The sequence below is a fragment of the Amycolatopsis camponoti genome (genome assembly GCF_902497555.1).
GTDB classification, from domain to species: domain Bacteria; phylum Actinomycetota; class Actinomycetes; order Mycobacteriales; family Pseudonocardiaceae; genus Amycolatopsis; species Amycolatopsis camponoti.
Genome location: NZ_CABVGP010000003.1, coordinates 1,536,373 through 1,553,594 on the forward strand (window position 1 = coordinate 1,536,373; position 17,222 = coordinate 1,553,594).

Genomic DNA, 17,222 nt, shown 5'->3' on the forward strand with positions numbered 1-17,222 from the left:
CTCACTCCTTGACCAGACCGGCGTCGTGCAGGGCACGGGCCGCGACGTCGACGATGTCGAAGGGCAGCCCGGCCCGCTCGGCGATGTCGAGGAGCGAGTGCTCGCCGTCGGAGAGGTTGAGCACCCAGAGCATCGCCATCTGGGCCTGCTTGGCGTCGCTGCGGCCGCCGAGCGAGTCGTACAGCCCGCGCTTGCCGAGCTGCGGCTCGCCGTACGGGCTGAGGTTGACGTACCGGCGGTTGCGGTCCAGGACGCTGAAGGCGTCGCTAAGCGCGCCGAGGGTGTCCTCCATGGCCGTCGGCGAAACGAAGCTCGGGTTGTCCGCCGAGGTGTGGTACTCGGGGTAGCCCGCGTACGGCGTCCGCGTCAGGGAGCCGACGCCGAGGTTGAAGCCCGGCGAGCAGAACTGGCGCTCGTCGTAGCCATACGGCGAGAAGTCGACAACGCGGTGCTCGCGCGAGCGCAGCACGTGCTGCAGCACGCGGTCGATCTCGGCGTCGTCGCGGCGGGACTTCTTGTAGGTCAGCGGGCCCGGGTCGCCGGCGCAGGCCAGGACCAGGCCGTGCTTGACCTTGTCGATCCGCGACGAGTTGCGGGCCAGCCACGTGATCGAGCCGATCGTCCCCGGCATGAACAGGAACCGGTAGGTGTAGTGCGGCTGCGACTCGGCCAGCTGCTGTGCCAGCGACACCGCCACCGCGATGCCGGCCAGGTTGTCGTTGGCCAGCGACGGGTGGCAGACGTGGCAGGACACGATGACCTCGTCGGTGACGCGGCCCGGGACGACGTGCTCGCCGTACGTCAGCGAGCCGTCGGCCAGGGTCGAGTCGATGACGACGTCGTACTCGCCGTCGGGCAGCGCGTCGAGCTTCTCCTGCGCGAGGCAGAAACCCCAGGCCGGGGCGTAGTAGCTGGTCCGGTAGGGCACCCACGACGGCTGGTCCGGCAGCGTGTGCAGGTGCTCCCGCAGCTCGCTCAGCGGCATCCGCCGCGACACCGGGACGCTGTACCCGACGACGTGCAGGTTCGACTCCCGGAAGTCGATCACCCGCTCGCCGGAAGGAGCGGCGACGTACGCGTCCCGGATGTTCCACTCCTGCGGGATCGTCCAGTCCAGCACCGCCGTCCCGGTCGGGACCTCGTGCCGCTCCAGCGCGATGTGCTCGCCGATGATGTCCAGGGTCTGCCGCACGCCGTCGCCGGTGATGCTGCGGCAGATCGGGTACAGCCGTTCGACCAGGGCGTGCAGCTCCGCCCCCGACCGCAGCTGCGTGCCCGTCACTAGTGCCGCCGCATGGTGTCGTCGATGCGGCCGGCTTCGCCTTCGCTCTTCAGCCAGGCGAGCCGGGTGAACAGCTTCTCGAACGACTCGCGGGTGAGCCCGAACTTGCGGTAGGCCTCGATGAGCTCGACGGCGCCGTCCTTGACCGACCACTCGCACGCGAAGCCCGGGATGGCGTCGCGGAAGCGCGAGAAGTCGACGCGGTACGAGCGCGGGTCGGCGCCGGCCTCGCCGGTGATGTTCAGCGTCGAGCCCGGCACGGCCTCGACGACCTCCTGGGCGATCTCGGCGACGGTGACGTTGTTGTCCTCGGTGCCGATGTTGAAGGCCTTGTTGTGCACGGCCTCCTTGGGCGCCGTCAGCGCGGCGGTGAACGCGCGCGCGATGTCCTGGGCGTGCACCAGCGGCCGCCACGGGGTGCCGTCGGAGAGCACCAGCACCTCGCCGGACAGGTGCGCGTGCGCGGTGAGGTTGTTCAGCACGATGTCGCCGCGCAGCCGGGGCGAGTAGCCGAACGCGGTCGCGTTGCGCATGTAGACCGGGGTGAAGTCGTCGTCGGCGAGCTCGTGAACGTCGGCCTCGACGCGCACCTTCGACTCGGCGTACGGCGTCACCGGCTTCAGCGGGGCGTCCTCGTCGACCAGCTTGTCGCCGCCCGCGCCGTACACCGAGCAGGTCGACGCGTAGAGGTACCGCTGCACGCCTGCGTCTTTGGCCAGCTTCGCGAGCTTCACCGACGCGTGGTGGTTGATGTCGTAGGTCAGCTCCGGCGCGAGCGAGCCGAGCGGGTCGTTCGAGAGCGCGGCGAGGTGGATGACCGCGTCGAAGCCCTCGACGTGCTTCGCCTCCACGTCGCGCAGGTCGACGGCGATCCCGGCCGGGTCGGCCGGCGTGGGTCCGAGCAGGCAGTCCTCGAACAGCCCCGAGTCGAGGCCGACGACCTCGTGACCGGCGGCCGCGAGCACCGGGGCCATCACCGTCCCCAGGTAGCCCTTGTGCCCCGTCAGCAACACCCGCATCGGATCAGCCCTTCAGGTCGAGAGTGAGTTTCTTGACGAAAAACGCTTCGGCGTACTTCGCGGCCGCTTCGATCCCGCGGATCCGCGCCAGGCCGAGGAACGCCTCGCGGTCGTACCAGCCGCGGTGCCGCTGCGACGCGTAGTGCGTCTGCAGCAGCCGGACCTTTTCCTCGGCGACGTCGTCGTCGAGCGGCTGGTACACCGAAGGGGCCCCGAGGTCGCCGTCCCACTTGACGATCTCGTAGCCCAGCGCGAGGTGGTCGCGGAACGCCGTCGGCACCAGCTTGGCGAGCCCGCGGTGGTCCTGGTGCGCGTCGTCGGTGCGCGGGGCCAGGATGACGTCCGGCTCGGTCCGCCGCCGCAGCTCCTCCAGCGCGTTCTTGGCCTCTTCCCAGTGCGCCGGGAAGCGTCCGTCCGGCAGCTTCAGCACCGTGACGTCGAGCTGCGCGCCCGGGCAGAACGCCGCGAGCGCCGCCCGCTCCTCGTCCTCGCGGGGGGTGCCGCCGCCGGACAGGATCAACGCGTCGACCCGCAGGCCCGGGCGCCCGGCACAGAGCGTCAGCAGGGTGCCGCCGGCACCGATCGCGATGTCGTCGCAGTGCGCGCCGAGGGCGACGACGCCGCCGAGCCGTCCCGGCCGGAGCCCGATCACGCGGTGCTCGCGACGGGCCGCTCCCAGAGCGCCCAGGGCTTCTTGCCGTGCGTGTACGCGTCGTCGAGCGCGGCGCGCTCCTTGACCGTGTCGGTCGGCTTCCAGAACCCGCGGTACGGGTAGGCCAGGAGTCGGCCGCGCTTGGCCAGCTCGCCGCAGCCGTCGGCGACCAGGTCGCCGTTCTCCGGGATGTGGTCGAAGACCTCCTGGCGGAGCACGAAGTACCCGCCGTTCTCCCACAGCGGCATTTCGCTGACCGCCGTGATCGAGCCGACCATGCCGCCCTCGTTCATCTCCACGCAGTGGAACGACGACTGCGGCGGGACGACCATCATCGACGCGCCGGCGTCGGTGTTCGAGAACCGCTCGATCATGTCGGGCAGCGGGACGTCGGAGAGGACGTCGGCGTAGTTCGCGAGGAACATCTCGTCGCCGTCGAGGTAGTCGCGGACGCGGCGCAGGCGCTCACCGATCGGCGACTCGATGCCGGTCTGCACGAACGTGATCGTCCAGTCGGCGATGTCGGTCGAGAGCAGCTCGGCCTTGCCGCCCCGCAGGACGAAGTCGTTGGAAATGGTTTCCTGGTAGTTCAGGAAGAAGTTCTTGATGTGCGCCGCGCCGTAGCCGAGGCACAGGATGAACTCCGTGTGGCCGAAATGCGCGTAGTAGCGCATGACGTGCCAGATGAGCGGTCTCGGACCGACCATCGCCATCGGCTTGGGGACGTCGTCGGCCGCGCCGTTGCGCATCCGCATCCCGTAGCCACCGCAGAAGAGGACGACCTTCACTTCACTGCACCTCGACGATTTCCAGGCGGGGGATGGGGAACACGAGCTTTCCGCCCCACTCACCCACGAACGACAGCTGTTCGGTCAGTTCCTCCCGGAGGTTCCACGGGAGGACGAGCACGTAGTCGGGCCGATCGGCTTCGATCCGCTCCGGGGGCAGCACCGGGATGCGCGTGCCCGGGGTGAACCGGCCGTGCTTGTACGGGTTGCGGTCGACCGTGTACTGCAGCAGGTCCGTGCGGATGCCGCAGTGGTTGAGCAGGGTGTTGCCCTTGCCCGGGGCGCCGTAGCCGACGACGGTCTTCCCGTCGTTGCGCGCCTCGATGAGGAACTTCAGCAGGTCCAGCCGCACGCGGGTGACGCGCTCGGCGAACTCGGTGTACCCGGACAGCTCGTGCAGCCCGGCGGCCTTTTCGCGCTCCAGGACGTCGGTCATCCGCTCGCTGGGCTCGCCCGCGACCTCGTCGGGACGCGCCCACAGCCGGATCGACCCGCCGTGCGTCGGCACCAGTTCGACGTCGACCACGGTCAGGCCGCCGGTCGCGAGGGCGCGCCGGGCCGATTCGACCGTGTAGTACTGGAAGTGCTCGTGGTAGATCGTGTCGTACTGGTTCTTCTCGATCAGCGTGAGCAGGTGCTGGACCTCGATGGAGACCCAGCCGTCGTCGGCGACCAGGGCGCGCAGGCCCTTCGTGAAGCCGAGGACGTCGGGGATGTGCGCGTAGACGTTGTTGGCGGCGACCAGGTCGGCCGGGCCGTGCTCCTCGCGCACCTGGCGGCCGGTCTCCTCGGAGAGGAAGGCCGTCAGGGTGGGCACGCCGGCGTCCCGCGCCGCCTGCCCGACGTTCACCGAAGGTTCGACGCCCAGACACCGGATGCCGTGCCCGACGACGTGCTTGAGCAGGTAACCGTCGTTGCTGGCGACCTCGACGACGAACGACTTCTCGTCGAGTCCCAGCCGCTCGACCGACCCGTCGACGAAGCGCTTCGCGTGCTCGACCCACGACGTCGAGAACGACGAGAAGTACGCGTACTCGGTGAAGGTGTCGTCAGGATCGATCAGCGGGGGGATCTGAGCGAGCCAGCAGTCGGTGCACACCTTGAGGTGGAGCGGGAAAGTGGCTTCCGGCTCGTCGAGCTGCTCAGCGGTCAAGAATCGCTCACATGGGGGAGTGGCCCCGAGGTCCACCACGCTGGCCGTGTTTGTCGAACCGCAGAGTCGACATGTGGTCATCTACCAGGCTCCTTGGCTCGCGGTCGCGATATGCGCTTAACACGTCGAGCAGGGGTGGACCGTCGTTACAGCGACGCGTGGCGGCGTGGTGGACCGATTCGGAACCGCAACATGATCACGTCGTGTGGCCGAGATCACGGACGGTGCCGGCCCGAACCCGTAACGTCCACAGTGGACCCGGGGTCCTAGGCTGGCCCGATGACTTCGGAGACGGGTCCCCGCCTGAGCGGGTTCGCGGGCGTGGTGCTGACGGTCCGCTTCCTGACCGAGCTGGCCCTGCTGGGCGGCCTGGCGCTGGCCGGGACCCAGCTCGGCAGCGGGGTGGCGCTGGCGATCGTCGACGCGGTCCTGCTGCCGGTGGTGGCCGCCGCGATCTGGGGCCTGTTCATCGCCCCGCGGGCCCGCCGCCGGCTGCCGGAACCGGCCCGCTTCCTGGTGGAGTTCGCCCTGTTCGCGGCCACCGGCGCGGTGCTGGTGCTGGTCGGCTGGGTGGTCGCGGGGATCGTGCTCGCCGTCGCGGGGATCGGCGTCGCGGCGCTCACCCGCGTCGTCGCCAAGGACGGCTGACTTTACCGTTCGATTACCCAAGCCTCGACCGCTAACGTGACTGGTCGGACGCCGTCAGTCACCGGGGAGGGTGAATTGGGCACGCTCCGAGTGGATTTCTCGGCCTTGCGAGCGCAGGCAGACGCCCTTGACCATGCTTTCGGGCGAGCTGAAGAGTTGCTGGCTCAACTGGAGCAGGAACTGAAGGACGCCTTGGGCGCCTGGCTCGGTGAGGGGCAAAACGCTTTCGCGACGGCATATGGCGAATGGGTTGTCGCAGCCAGAGAATTGCACTCCGACCTACCGCGTATCCGGGAATTCGTCCTGACCGCACACGACAACCACGGTGCAGCCCTGTCGGCCAATCTGGGTATCTGGCGTGGCCCGGATCGATGACGGCGGTGCGCCGCAGGGTGTCGTCGACGTCACGCCCGAGGACTTCCACGTCGTCGCTCTCGGCCTGGCCGAGGGGCAGGAGCAGGTGCACCAGATCCGGCTGAAACTGTTCACCGCGCTGGATGGCAATGCCGGTGCGGCCGGCGCGGGAGACGGTGCCGAGGCATTCGAACGCGGCTACCAGAGCGCCATGCACACCCTGGTCGCAGCCTTTTTCCGCGCCTACGACGTGCTCGGCTCGGTCGCCGCGGGCATCGACCAGGCCGGGCTGAACCACTGGACCGCGGACAACTCTTCCCATCCGCAACCCGGTCCGGCGCCGTGGACGCCGCTGCTGCCGCCGAAGGCCGGCGGCAGCCCGGCGTGGCCGGGCCTGCTGGGGCCGGAGGAGTGGTGGCTGCCGCACGGGATCGGCCGGTACGCGCCGAACGCCGACACCGGGAAGCTGACGAACATCCAGCTGGCCTTCGAACAAGCCGGCGACGCCGTCCAGGCGCTGGCGGCCGACCTCAAGAACAGCATGTTCGAGCTGGTGGAGAACAACGACTCCGCGGACATCGATGCCCTGAACGACTTCTGGGACAGGCTCGCCGGTGGGCACGACACGGCGATCTTCTTCGTGCTCCCGCAGTTCCTGCGGAAGCTGTCGACGGCATTCGCGGACTTCCGGGTCTGGGTCGTCGACACCCGTCAGCGCATCGAAGACTCGGTCCGTGACGTGATCGACGGGGCCGGGCTCGGGCTCGCGATCGCGGGCATCGTCAGCATCCTCACCGAGGGGGCGTTCGACGTCCTCGTGGGCGCGGCCGAACTGCTGGGGATCGACGTCATCGGCGTGCTGGCGGGCCCGATCGCGGAGCTCTCGGCCGGAGCGGTGGCCACCCTGGAAGGGGCGGAAGTCCTCGGTGCGGTCGCGGGCGGGGTGACGGCCATGGCGATGGCGGTCGAGCGGACCCCGGAGCCGAACATCGAGCAGGCGGACACCACGAAGCTCGGTGAGGAGCTCGGTGAGCGAACCGGCGTGATCGACCAGTCCGAATCCACCTTCAATCAGGCTGAGCGAAAGATCGCCGAACGACTGGCTGGTGAGGGACATGACGTGAAGGCGCTCAAGCCGTCCACGGAGCCAGGGGTTCGAACGCCGGACGCGCTCCTCGACGGGACGCCGACCGAGTTCAAGACGATCGAGGCGACTGATCCGGGCAGTACGAAAGTCATGCGAGTGCTGGATGATTCGGCGCGCAAGGGCGGTCAGGCGCGTGAGATAGTCGTCGACGCCGAAGGAACGTCGCTGACGAGAGAAGCCGCACTCGAAGGTGTGCAGCGTTTCAAAGGCCTCAGGAAGGACGCCTATGACAAGATCATCATCTGGGGTGACGGCTGGACGATCGTCGCTCCTTGAGGGCGGTGCGGGAGGTGTGCGTCAATGGCAACACATGTCGAAATATTCCTGAGGCCGCTCGAGGCCGTGCCCGTCCAATCGGTCGTCGGCGAGATTGCAGAGCTGGTCGGAACGCCGCTTCTGCGGGAACCGAAATATCAAGACGAGGCGTACTTCGGGCGGCGCGAGGACGTCGCGGTCGAACTGTTCGTGAACCACGGTTATGAGATCTACGACGACATGCCGTTCGCGACACATCCGTACATGCTTCGGTTTCGGACCCTCAATCGGGATGTCGATAACGCTCGTTCTTTCATGGAGAGAACATATGGCGCTTTGAAAGCGACGGGGAAGTTCTCGATTTTTTCGACTTACGACCTGCAATACGTCCTCAGTGAGGATATCGAGAACCCGGCCGCGGGAACGAGCTCGTGACGGGCTGCCTCGCGGAACCGTTCCGCGAGGCAGCCCATCGGTGATCAGCCGATCTTCTCCGCCGCCGGGATGACGTCGGTGCCGAACTTCTCCAGCACGGCCGGGTTGTGGACGTGCGGGACCATGCCGAGGGCGATGTCGATGCCGAGCCCGTGCAGCCGCTCCAGCTCCTTCAGCAGCTCGCCGGTCTTCTCACCGTTCTCGCCGATGTCGAGGATGTGGTAGACGGTCTTGGTGATCGAACCGTAGTCGCGGCCCTCGTTCTCGCAGTGCTGCTTGAGGACGTCGAGCTTGTGCTCCAGCTCGGGGCCGTTGAAGAGGTTGCACTGGTCGGCGTACTTGGCGACCAGCCGCAGCGTCTTCTTCTCGCCACCGCCGCCGATCATGATCGGCGGGCGCGGGTCCGACAGCGCCTGCGGCACGTTCAGCAGCCGGGCCGCGTCGAAGTGCTTGCTCTTGAACGGCGCGTCGCCCTCGGCCCACATCTGGAGCACGTACTGGAGGTTCTCCTCCAGCAGCTCGAAGCGCTCCGCGACCGGCGGGAAGGGGAAGCCGAGCCCGCGGGACTCGTCCTCGTTCCAGCCCGCGCCGATGCCCAGGATCGCGCGGCCGCCGGACAGCACGTCCAGCGTCGTGATCGCCTTGGCCAGCAGGCCCGGGTGCCGGTAGAGGACACCGGTGACGACGGTCAGCAGCTTGGCGCGCTCGGTGTGCGCGGCGATGAAGCCGAGGGTCGTGTACGCCTCGAGCATGTCGTTTTCTGTCGCGCCGACCCCGCCGATCTGGAAGAAGTGGTCCATCACGGCGATGGAGTCGAAGCCCGCGTTGTCGGCGGTGCGGACGACGGCGGCCAGTTCGGCGCCCAGCGCGGACGCCCCGTTCGGCCAGGTGAAGTCGGGGATCTGCAGTCCGAGTCTCATGGTTTCCGACCGTATACCTGGAGTTACCCCAGCTGCCCGCTCAGAAATCTCGGATCAGGGAAACCCTGCCGTGCAAGGGATCCGTGACGAACACCGTGCGCGTACGCTCGTCGACCGCGACGTCGCCGGGGTTGACGCCCAGCGACAGCTCGCCGGTCAGCGTCCCGCTCGCGCCGTCGATCCGGCTCAGCCCGTTCTGGCCGCCGTTGGTGTAGACGGTGTTCGTGCCCTGGTGCACGGCCAGCGCGGACGATTCGCTGCGCAGCAACACGGTCTTGCGCTCGGTGCGCGTCGCCGCGTCCACAATGGACATGTGGTGGATGCCGGAGTTGGCCACGTACACCGAACCGCTCGCGGCGTGCACCGCGACGGCGGTCGGCCGCGCACCGACCTTCACGCTGGCGACGAACTTCCCGCTGTCGATCGAGAACACCTCGAGCGAGTCCGTGCCGGTGCTGGCGCAGTAGGCGAGCTTGCGGCCGGCGTCGACCGCGACGCCGCCGAGGCTCGGCTTCGGGCCCGGCACGAGCGCGGCGAGCGTGCAGCTGACGCCGTCCAGCACGGCGAGCATGCCGGTGCTGCCGCTGACCGCGTAGACGCGGTTGGCCTGGTCGTCCACGGCCAGCGCGGACGCGCCGGCGCCCGCGCCGATCACGCTCACCAGGTCGTGGGTGCGGCCGTCCAGCACGACGACCGTGCCGGCCGGCGGGTTCGAGACGTAGATCCGGTTGGCTTTCGCGTCGATCGCGACGTCGCCGGGGGCGCCGCCGACGCTGATGACGGCGCCGACGGTGGCGGTGCGCGCGTCGATGACCGTGACCGTGCCTGCCTCGGGATCGGTGACGTACGCGAGCCCGGTGACGGGGTTCACCGTGACCGCGGTGGGCGCCCCGCCGAGCTCGATCGAGCGGACGTCCTCAGCCCGCGCCACCCCGGGCAGGACCAGGGCCCCGGCACCGGCCGTGACCAGGGCGAACAGGGTCCTCCGGCCTATCGGGCGACCTCGCATCGGCGCCTCCGCTCGTGATCAACTCGCCCTCCGAGCCTAACCCGCGCGATCCCCACGTGAAGGAACTTCGCGTCCCCCGATCGCGTTGTTTCCGATGGGTAACTCACCTGAAGAGCGGACGGAGGCGAGCGCGTGCACGGGCACCAGAACGGACTGAAGACGGCGATGCTGCTCGGTCTGCTGTCGGCGATCATCATCGCGATCAGCGGCCTGTTCGGCCGCGGCGCCCTGGTCATCGGCCTGGTCGTCGCCCTCGGGATGAACGCCTTCGCGTACTTCAGCTCGGACAAGCTGGCGCTGCGCGCGATGCACGCGCGGCCGGTGTCCGAGGTCGAGCAGCCGGCGATGTACCGGATCGTGCGGGAGCTCGCCCACGTCGCCCGGCAGCCGATGCCGCAGCTCTACCTCAGTCCGACGGTCGCGCCCAACGCGTTCGCGACCGGCCGCAGCCCTCGCCACGCGGCCGTCTGCTGCACGACCGGCATCCTCGACCTGCTGGACGAGCGGGAGCTGCGGGCCGTGCTCGGGCACGAGCTGTCCCACGTCTACAACCGCGACATCCTCATTTCGTGCGTCGCCGGCGCGCTGGCCAGCGTGATCAGCGTGCTCGCGAACATCGCGCTGTTCTTCGGCGGCAACAACCGCGACGGCAGCCCGCTGGTCAGCCTCATGCTGATCTTCGTCGGGCCGATCGCGGCGGCGGTCATCCGGATGGGCGTGAGCCGCTCGCGGGAGTACCAGGCCGACGCGTCCGGCGCGAAGCTGACCGGCGACCCGCTGGGCCTGGCCTCGGCGCTGCGGAAGCTGGAGGCCGGCACGCGGGCGCGGCCGCTGGTCGCCGAGCCGCAGCTCGTGTCGCAGTCGCACCTGATGATCGCGAACCCGTTCCGCCCCGGTGAAGGCCTGAGCAAGCTGTTCTCGACGCACCCGCCGATCGCCGACCGCATCGCGCGGCTCGAGGAGATGGCCCGCCACCGCCTCTGACCCGGTCTTCTCAACTGGTGGGAGCGGGAATCCCGGTTCCGGTCCGGCGGTTCCGTAAGCATGGTCTCCGCAGAGCTGCACCTGGGCGTCGCCATCGACGGGGCCGGGTTCCACCCGGCCGCCTGGCGGGTATCCGCGGCCGAGCCCGCCGCGCTGTTCACCTCCGGTCACTACCTGAGGTATGCGAAGCTGGCCGAAGCCGCTTCGCTCGACTTCGTCACCTTGGACGACTCGCTGGCGTTGCAGTCCGGCGGCGAGGGGGTCGTCCGAGGGCGCCTCGACGCGCTGCTCACGCTGTCCGCGATCGCACCGGCGACCAGCCGGATCGGCCTGGTCCCGACCGTCACGACCACGCACACCGAGCCGTTCCACGTCTCGACGTCGGTGGCGACCCTCGACTACGCGAGCCGCGGCCGCGCCGGCGTGCTCGCGGTGCCGTCGCCGACCGACGCCGAGGCCGCGCACTTCGGCCGTCGCCCGGCCCCGTCACCGCAGGACGGGGAGGCCGAGACGGCGGAAGTCCTCGACGTCATCACCCGGTTGTGGGACAGCTGGGAGGACGACGCGATCGTCCGCGACGCCGCCACCGGCCGGTTCATCGACCGGGAGAAGCTGCACTACGTCGACTTCGAGGGCCGCTTCTTCAGCGTGAAGGGCCCGTCGATCACCCCGCGTCCGCCGCAGGGCCACCCGGTGACCGCGGTCTACGGCGACTCGCCGCACGCCGTCGGCGCCGACCTGGTCATCACCCGCGCCGACCACCTCGACGCCGTGCGCGCCGCGGCCGCCCGCTTCCCGGGAGCCAAGGTCCTGGCCACGGTGTCGATCGTGCTCGCCGAGACCGAGCAGGGCGCCCGCGACCGGCAGCACGAGCTGGACGCTCTGGTCCCGTTCGAGCCCGCCGGCCTGTCGTTCGTCGGCACCCCCGCGCAGCTGGCCGCCGACCTGCCCCGCTGGGCCGCCGAGACCGGCGTCGCCGGGTTCCACCTGCGGCCCGCCGTCCTGCCCGACGACCTCGACCTGCTCGCCGGCGAAGTCGTCCCGGCGCTGCGCGCGGCCGGCGCGTTCCGGGACGCCTACCGCGGCGAGACCCTGCGCGAGCACCTCGGCCTCGGCCGGGCCGTCAACGCCTACGCCGTCACCCCGGGAGCCTGAGATGACCAAGCAGATCAAGCTCGCCGCGCACTTCCCCGGCGTCAACAACACGACGGTGTGGAGCGACCCCGCGTCGGGCAGCCAGATCGACTTCGCCTCCTTCGAGCACCTCGCCCGCACCGCCGAGCGCGGCAAGTTCGACTTCCTCTTCCTCGCCGAGGGCCTGCGGCTGCGCGAGCACGCGGGCAAGATCCTCGACTCCGACGTCGTCGGCCGGCCCAACACGACCACCGTCCTGGCCGCGCTGTCCGCCGTCACCACGCACCTCGGCCTGGCCGGGACGCTGTCCTCGACGTTCAACGAGCCCTACGAGGTCGCCCGCCAGGTCGCGAGCATCGACCACCTCTCCGGCGGGCGCGCGGCGTGGAACGTCGTGACGTCGCCGGACGCCTTCACCGGCAAGAACTTCCGCCGCGGCGGATTCCTCAAGCGCGAGGACCGCTACGCGCGCGCCGAGGAGTTCCTCGCCACCGTGCGCGAGCTGTGGGACAGCTGGCAGCCCGGGACCCTGGTGGGGGACAAGGAAAACGGCGTCTTCGCCCGCGACCCCGGCAAATTCGTCCACAGTGGACAGCAGTTCGACATCCACGGCGAGTTCACGCTGCCGCGGACGCCGCAGGGGCAGCCGATCGTCATCCAGGCCGGCGACTCCGACGAAGGCCGCGAGTTCGCCGCGAAGGCCGCCGACGTCATCTTCAGCCGCCACGGCACCCTCGAAGACGGCCAGGCGTTCTTCCACGACGTCAAGCGGCGGCTGGCCGCGTACGGCCGCGAATACGGCGAGCTGCTGATCATGCCTGCGGCGACGTTCGTCCTCGGCGACACCGACGCCGAAGCCGAAGAGCACGCGCGTGAGATCCGGCTCCAGCAGGTCCGGCCGGCGACCGCGATCCAGTTCCTCGAGCAGGTGTGGAGCCGCGACCTGTCGGACTACGACGTCGACGGGCCGCTGCCGGAGGTCGACCCCGACCCGGACGCCGAGCCGCTGACCTGGGGCCGCGTCCGGCACGAGAAGGACCAGGTCGCGCTCGCGCGCAAGTGGCGGGCGATCGCGGAGGAGAAGAAGCTCTCGATCCGCGAGCTGGTGATCGAGGTCACCGCGCGGCAGCAGTTCGTCGGCACGCCGTCGACGGTCGCTTCGACGATCGACGAGTACGTCCAGTCCGACGCGGCCGACGGGTTCGTCCTCGTGCCGCACCTGACGCCGGGCGGGCTCGACGAGTTCGTCGAGAAGGTCGTCCCGCTGCTGCAGGAACGCGGGGTGTTCCGGACGGAGTACACCGGGACGACGCTGCGCGAGCAGCTCTTCTAGGCCGAAGCTCCCGCGGCTGCGGCGACTGCCTTCACGTAGTCGCCGTAGCCGGACTTCGCCAGCTTCTCGCCCAGCGCGTAGCACTCGTCGGCGTCGATGAAGCCCATCCGCAGCGCGATCTCCTCGAGGCACGCGATGCGCACGCCGGTGCGGTGCTCCAGCACCTGCACGAACTGCCCGGCTTCGAGCAGCGAGTCGTGCGTGCCGGTGTCGAGCCACGCGAAGCCGCGGCCGAGGTCGACCAGCGACGCCCGGTCCTGGCGCACGTACGTGAGGTTGACGTCGGTGATCTCCAGTTCGCCGCGCGGTGACGGCTTGAGCGCGCGCGAGATCTCGACGACCTGGTTGTCGTAGAAGTACAGGCCGGTGATCGCCTTGTTCGAGCGCGGCTTCGCCGGCTTCTCCTCGATGGAGACCAGCTTGCCGTCCGCGTCGACTTCGCCGACGCCGTAGCGCTCGGGGTCCTTCACCGGGTAGCCGAACAGGACGCAGCCGTCGAGGTCCCGCACGGCCTGCTGCAGGCGGCCGGAGAAGCCCTGGCCGTAGAAGATGTTGTCGCCGAGCACGAGCGCCACGTCGTCGTCGCCGATGAAGTCCGCGCCGATCACGAAGGCCTCGGCCAGTCCGTTCGGGCTGGGCTGCTCGGCGTAGGAGAACGAGACGCCGAACTGGTCGCCGTTGCCGAGCAGCTTGCGGAACATCGGCAGGTCGGCGGGGGTGGAGATGACGAGGATCTCGCGGATCCCGGCCAGCATCAGCACCGAGATCGGGTAGTAGACCATCGGTTTGTCGTAGACCGGCAGCAGCTGCTTCGACACCGCCTGGGTGATCGGGTGCAGGCGCGTCCCGCTGCCTCCGGCCAGCACGATGCCCTTCATGAACTGCCTCCTCGGATCCGGCGTCGGCCCCACCCTACGGGCCGGGCGGGATCAGAAAGCCGGTCCCTTGCCGAAGTAGGCCTTGCAGCCGGTGTTGTACTCGGTGGCGATCTCGAGCACGTTCTTGCCGCCGTCGACCGGCAGCAGCGTCGAGGAGTAGTTCGGGCAGAAGTTGTTGTGGATGCCGGTGATGTGCACCGGCGCGGGCAGCTCGTACCAGTTGCCGCTGCCGAAGTTGTCGTTCGCGAGCAGCACCTGGCCGTTCTTCGGCTGCGGCTGGCCCTTCGCGTTGGTGTAGATCTGCCCGACCATGACGATCCGGACGCCGTTCGGGCCGCCGGGGAAGAGCGTGATCGTCTGCGCGTGCTGGAAGTAGTTGCCGTTCGCGGTGTCGACGCGCGTGCCGGGGTCGGTGGGGCTGCCCCAGTTGGCGCCGTCGGGGGAGATCTTGAAGTACGGGTCGCAGTAGCGGTCGCGGAAGTTGCAGATCTCGTAGGCGAAGTAGTAGCGGCCGTCGGGCAGCCGGCGGATGATCGGCATGCCGGGCCGGACCCGGTCCGGCGGGATGGCCAGGGTGAGCTGCTTGGTGCCCCAGTTCACGCCGTCGGTCGAGGCGACTCGGTTGAGGACCTGCGCGTACTTCGGTGCCTGCGTCTCGTCGGCGAAGTGGAGCCAGAGCGTGCCGCCGGCGTCGACGGTGAACTCGGGCTCCCAGATGCCGTCGATGTTGTGCGAGCGGGCGGCTTCGGACAGGAACCGCCACGAGCGGCCGCCGTCCGGGCTGGCCCAGACCTTGATCCCGACGCGCCGCTGCGCCCCGGCGTCCTGCCGGTAGGAGGCGGCCCAGAGCAGGGTGCCCGCGCGCAGGCGGCCGACGCGCTCCGGCAGTTCGTAGAGCGTGCCGCAGCACATGCCGTACCGACCGTCGGGATCGTGGATGGCGCCGATCTGGTGGAAGGTCTCGCCCTCGTCGGTGCTTTCCAGGACGGGCGTGAACTTGCCACCGGCGTCTTCGCTGGTCAGCGCCGCGACGATGTTCCCGCGGCCGAAGATGGAGTGATCGAGCCGGACCAAGCGCGCGTACGAGCCGAGGCCGGGCAGGAGCTGCTTGCGCTCGGCGGCGCTCGCGGGGGTCAGTGTCGCGCAGATCACGGTGAGTGACAGCACGAAGGCGAGCAAACGGCGCATTCTGAGCCTCTCCACGCGGTGACCGCGCGATTACAGCACGCGAATGGGGTCCTTCGTGGACAGTCACACGGGGCATTCGCGCGTTCGAGGGGTTTGCTGTGCGCTTTCGGGTGACCGGTAACGTGGAGTGGCTGCGAGGGGGAGCGATGAAATTTCGGTTGTCCGGTCTTCTGGTCCTGGTCCTGCTGGCCGGGTGCGAGCCGTCGACGGGTTTCGGGACGATCGTGTCGTCCACGCCGGTCGTCCCCGCGCCCACGACGTCCGCGGCCCCGGTGCTGAAGGACGTGCCGACGGAGACGCACACGGGCAGGGGCGAGGGCGAGTTCGCGACGTCGTGGCCGGCGGACCAGCTGGGCTTCTTCACGTTCGACTGCCCGAAGTGCTCGGCGAACGTGATCATCGACACCGACGGCGGCGAGTACGGCCTGGTCAACGCGATCGGCAAGTACAAGGGCACCACGTGGCTGAACACGAACCCCGACCGCCCGACGACCAAGGTGACCGTCCACGCGAACGCCCAGTGGACGGCGACGATCGCGGACTACCGAAGCCTGCCGGTGGCCGCCCCGGGCGCGACGGCCTCAGGCAAGGGCGACGCGGTGTTCCGGGTCCCGGAAGGCGTCAAGTCGATCGCGTTCACGGCGAAGACGCGCGGCAACGTGGCCCTGTGGGTCCATTCGGAGAAGGTCCGCGACCTGCTGGTGAACGCGATCGGCGACCAGTCGAAGACGGTGGAGGTAGCGGGACCGGCGTACCTGAGGGTGGACGGCTACGAAGCGAGCTGGACGATCACACCGTCCTGAGCGGCGGGAACCCACTGCAAGTGGGTGGCCCCCCCAGCCCGATCACGCCGGGTCGAGGCCGCTTCACCCGAGCATCGCCCGGAGAGCGTCGGCGTCGCCGGCGAGCGCGGCAGGATCGATCCGAGCTTCGTCGCCACTCAGCGGCAGCAGTGGAAAAGGTCGCCCTGGGGCAGGATCCTCGACGAAACGCGGCAGCAGGTGCGTGTGGAGGTGCGGAACGGAGTTCCCCAAGGTCTCGTAGTTCATCTTGAGCGGCCGGTAGAACGTGGCGAGCGCCTTCGCCACGGTCAGCGTCGCCTTCCAGTAGGACTGCGCCTCCGGCTCGCTCAGCTCGAACGGCTCGACGACGTGCCGACCACGCCAGATGACCAGCGTGTACCCGCGCTGGATGTCGGCTCGCTGGAGTACGGCGTCGACGTCGGCGGTGCTGAAGATGCGGATCCCGTAGGTGTCTTCGTCCAAGCGCTCCGACTGGCACATCGGACAGGCTCGGCCGCTGATCCGGCCGGCCCAGTCGCTCGGCCACGCACTCTTCATGGCTGAATTCCGCTTTCGTGCCGCCTCGGCCGGGACTCCGCGCCCGGGTTGGCCTACGGGCATCCGAAACCAGATACCCGCAGGTCAACGAGGGTGAATCACCGGTAGTTCGTGAACTGCAGCGCGATCTCGAAGTCCTTGCCCTTCAGCAAGGCGATGACCTCCTGCAGCTGGTCCTTCTTCTTGCCGGACACCCGCAGCTGGTCGCCCTGGATCTGGGCCTGCACGCCCTTGGGGCCCTCGTCGCGGACGAACTTCGCGATCTGCTTCGCCTTGTCCGAAGCGATGCCCTGGAGGATCTTGCCCGAGATCTTGTAGATCTTGCCGGACAGCGCCGGCTCGTCGGCCTCGAAGGCCTTCAGGGAGATGCTGCGCTTGATCAGCTTCTCCTTGAACACCTCGATCGCGGCCAGGGCGCGCTCCTCGGTCTCGGACTCGACCGTGATCGCTTCCTCGCCCGCCCAGCTGATCGTCGTGCCGGTGCCGCGGAAGTCGAAGCGCGTGCCGAGCTCCTTGCCTGCCTGGTTCAGCGCGTTGTCCACCTCCTGGCGGTCGACCTTGCTCACGACGTCGAAAGAGGGATCCGCCACGTGTCCTCACACCTCGTACTCGCTTGTCAGGGGCCACCCAGCCTAGCCCCGGGTATCCCGGTTGACCCCCGCCGGGAGCCCTTGGGTAAACTTCTCCCCGGCCGGTACGCCCG

19 protein-coding genes are annotated in these 17,222 nt (G+C 69.1%); 8 read left to right on the forward strand and 11 right to left on the reverse strand.

Features of this window, described 5'->3' with window-relative positions; genetic code table 11:
* Position 1: 1 nt before the first annotated feature.
* The 5 genes from AA23TX_RS43900 to AA23TX_RS43920 are packed head-to-tail and all read right to left on the reverse strand — an operon-like array spanning position 2 to position 4,975.
* The gene (locus AA23TX_RS43900; RefSeq protein WP_155548813.1) at positions 2-1,282 is read right to left on the reverse strand and encodes a DUF4910 domain-containing protein; all 1,281 of its coding nucleotides are present in this window, start codon (positions 1,280-1,282) and stop codon (positions 2-4) included.
* Positions 1,282-2,301, reverse strand: coding sequence for an NAD-dependent epimerase/dehydratase family protein (locus AA23TX_RS43905; protein ID WP_155548814.1), 1,020 nt, complete (start codon positions 2,299-2,301; stop codon positions 1,282-1,284). Before AA23TX_RS43905 ends, AA23TX_RS43900 begins: the two co-directional genes overlap by 1 nt.
* Before the next feature lie 4 nt (positions 2,302-2,305).
* Positions 2,306-2,953, reverse strand: a complete 648-nt coding sequence (locus tag AA23TX_RS43910; RefSeq protein WP_155548815.1) for a PIG-L deacetylase family protein — start codon at positions 2,951-2,953, stop codon at positions 2,306-2,308.
* Positions 2,950-3,741, reverse strand: a complete 792-nt coding sequence (locus AA23TX_RS43915) for a glycosyltransferase family protein (RefSeq protein WP_155548816.1) — start codon at positions 3,739-3,741, stop codon at positions 2,950-2,952. Before AA23TX_RS43915 ends, AA23TX_RS43910 begins: the two co-directional genes overlap by 4 nt.
* A 1-nt stretch (position 3,742) precedes the next feature.
* On the reverse strand, positions 3,743-4,975 hold the full coding sequence (locus AA23TX_RS43920) for a class I SAM-dependent methyltransferase (RefSeq protein ID WP_155548817.1): 1,233 nt from the start codon (positions 4,973-4,975) through the stop codon (positions 3,743-3,745).
* A 198-nt stretch (positions 4,976-5,173) separates the two neighbouring features.
* On the opposite strand from AA23TX_RS43920, the gene AA23TX_RS43925 reads away from it, so the two are divergent.
* The 4 genes from AA23TX_RS43925 (at position 5,174) to AA23TX_RS43940 (ending at position 7,733) form a co-directional block, all read left to right on the forward strand.
* The gene (locus tag AA23TX_RS43925) at positions 5,174-5,542 is read left to right on the forward strand and encodes a YrdB family protein (RefSeq protein WP_196425869.1); all 369 of its coding nucleotides are present in this window, start codon (positions 5,174-5,176) and stop codon (positions 5,540-5,542) included.
* Between the two features lie 75 nt (positions 5,543-5,617).
* Positions 5,618-5,917, forward strand: coding sequence for a WXG100 family type VII secretion target (locus AA23TX_RS43930; RefSeq protein WP_196425870.1), 300 nt, complete (start codon positions 5,618-5,620; stop codon positions 5,915-5,917).
* Between the two features lie 85 nt (positions 5,918-6,002).
* Positions 6,003-7,319, forward strand: coding sequence for a CdiA C-terminal domain-containing protein (locus AA23TX_RS43935; protein ID WP_155548819.1), 1,317 nt, complete (start codon positions 6,003-6,005; stop codon positions 7,317-7,319).
* A gap of 24 nt (positions 7,320-7,343) precedes the next feature.
* Complete coding sequence (locus tag AA23TX_RS43940) at positions 7,344-7,733, forward strand: hypothetical protein (protein ID WP_155548820.1); 390 nt, start codon at positions 7,344-7,346, stop codon at positions 7,731-7,733.
* Between the two features lie 44 nt (positions 7,734-7,777).
* Here AA23TX_RS43940 and AA23TX_RS43945 read toward each other — a convergent pair whose 3' ends face one another.
* Positions 7,778-8,653, reverse strand: coding sequence for an LLM class F420-dependent oxidoreductase (locus tag AA23TX_RS43945; RefSeq protein WP_155548821.1), 876 nt, complete (start codon positions 8,651-8,653; stop codon positions 7,778-7,780).
* Between the two features lie 40 nt (positions 8,654-8,693).
* Positions 8,694-9,662, reverse strand: a complete 969-nt coding sequence (locus AA23TX_RS43950; RefSeq protein WP_155548822.1) for a YncE family protein — start codon at positions 9,660-9,662, stop codon at positions 8,694-8,696.
* Positions 9,663-9,794: 132 nt separating this feature from the next.
* Here AA23TX_RS43950 and htpX point away from each other — a divergent pair, with 132 nt between their 5' ends.
* The 3 genes from htpX to AA23TX_RS43965 are packed head-to-tail and all read left to right on the forward strand — an operon-like array spanning position 9,795 to position 13,113.
* A complete protein-coding gene (gene htpX, locus AA23TX_RS43955) occupies positions 9,795-10,646 on the forward strand; it encodes a zinc metalloprotease HtpX (RefSeq protein ID WP_155548823.1) in 852 nt (283 codons plus the stop codon).
* 60 nt (positions 10,647-10,706) lie between these two features.
* Positions 10,707-11,801: an LLM class flavin-dependent oxidoreductase gene (locus tag AA23TX_RS43960; RefSeq protein ID WP_155548824.1), complete on the forward strand. Its 1,095-nt coding sequence runs from the start codon at positions 10,707-10,709 to the stop codon at positions 11,799-11,801.
* A gap of 1 nt (position 11,802) precedes the next feature.
* Positions 11,803-13,113: an NtaA/DmoA family FMN-dependent monooxygenase gene (locus tag AA23TX_RS43965; protein ID WP_155548825.1), complete on the forward strand. Its 1,311-nt coding sequence runs from the start codon at positions 11,803-11,805 to the stop codon at positions 13,111-13,113.
* Here AA23TX_RS43965 and rfbA read toward each other — a convergent pair.
* Both rfbA and AA23TX_RS43975 read right to left on the reverse strand, forming a co-directional pair.
* Positions 13,110-13,991 carry a glucose-1-phosphate thymidylyltransferase RfbA gene (gene rfbA / locus AA23TX_RS43970; RefSeq protein ID WP_155548826.1) on the reverse strand — a complete coding sequence of 294 codons (882 nt, stop codon included), beginning with the start codon at positions 13,989-13,991 and terminating at the stop codon, positions 13,110-13,112. The genes AA23TX_RS43965 and rfbA overlap by 4 nt on opposite strands.
* A 51-nt stretch (positions 13,992-14,042) precedes the next feature.
* Complete coding sequence (locus AA23TX_RS43975; RefSeq protein ID WP_196425871.1) at positions 14,043-15,179, reverse strand: sialidase family protein; 1,137 nt, start codon at positions 15,177-15,179, stop codon at positions 14,043-14,045.
* Positions 15,180-15,325: 146 nt separating this feature from the next.
* On the opposite strand from AA23TX_RS43975, the gene AA23TX_RS43980 reads away from it, so the two are divergent.
* Positions 15,326-15,982, forward strand: coding sequence for a hypothetical protein (locus tag AA23TX_RS43980; RefSeq protein ID WP_155548828.1), 657 nt, complete (start codon positions 15,326-15,328; stop codon positions 15,980-15,982).
* Between the two features lie 63 nt (positions 15,983-16,045).
* On the opposite strand, the gene AA23TX_RS43985 is transcribed toward AA23TX_RS43980, so the two are convergent.
* Both AA23TX_RS43985 and AA23TX_RS43990 read right to left on the reverse strand, forming a co-directional pair.
* Complete coding sequence (locus tag AA23TX_RS43985; protein ID WP_196425872.1) at positions 16,046-16,519, reverse strand: HIT family protein; 474 nt, start codon at positions 16,517-16,519, stop codon at positions 16,046-16,048.
* 98 nt (positions 16,520-16,617) lie between these two features.
* Positions 16,618-17,109: a YajQ family cyclic di-GMP-binding protein gene (locus AA23TX_RS43990; protein WP_155548830.1), complete on the reverse strand. Its 492-nt coding sequence runs from the start codon at positions 17,107-17,109 to the stop codon at positions 16,618-16,620.
* Between the last annotated feature and the right edge of the window lie 113 nt (positions 17,110-17,222).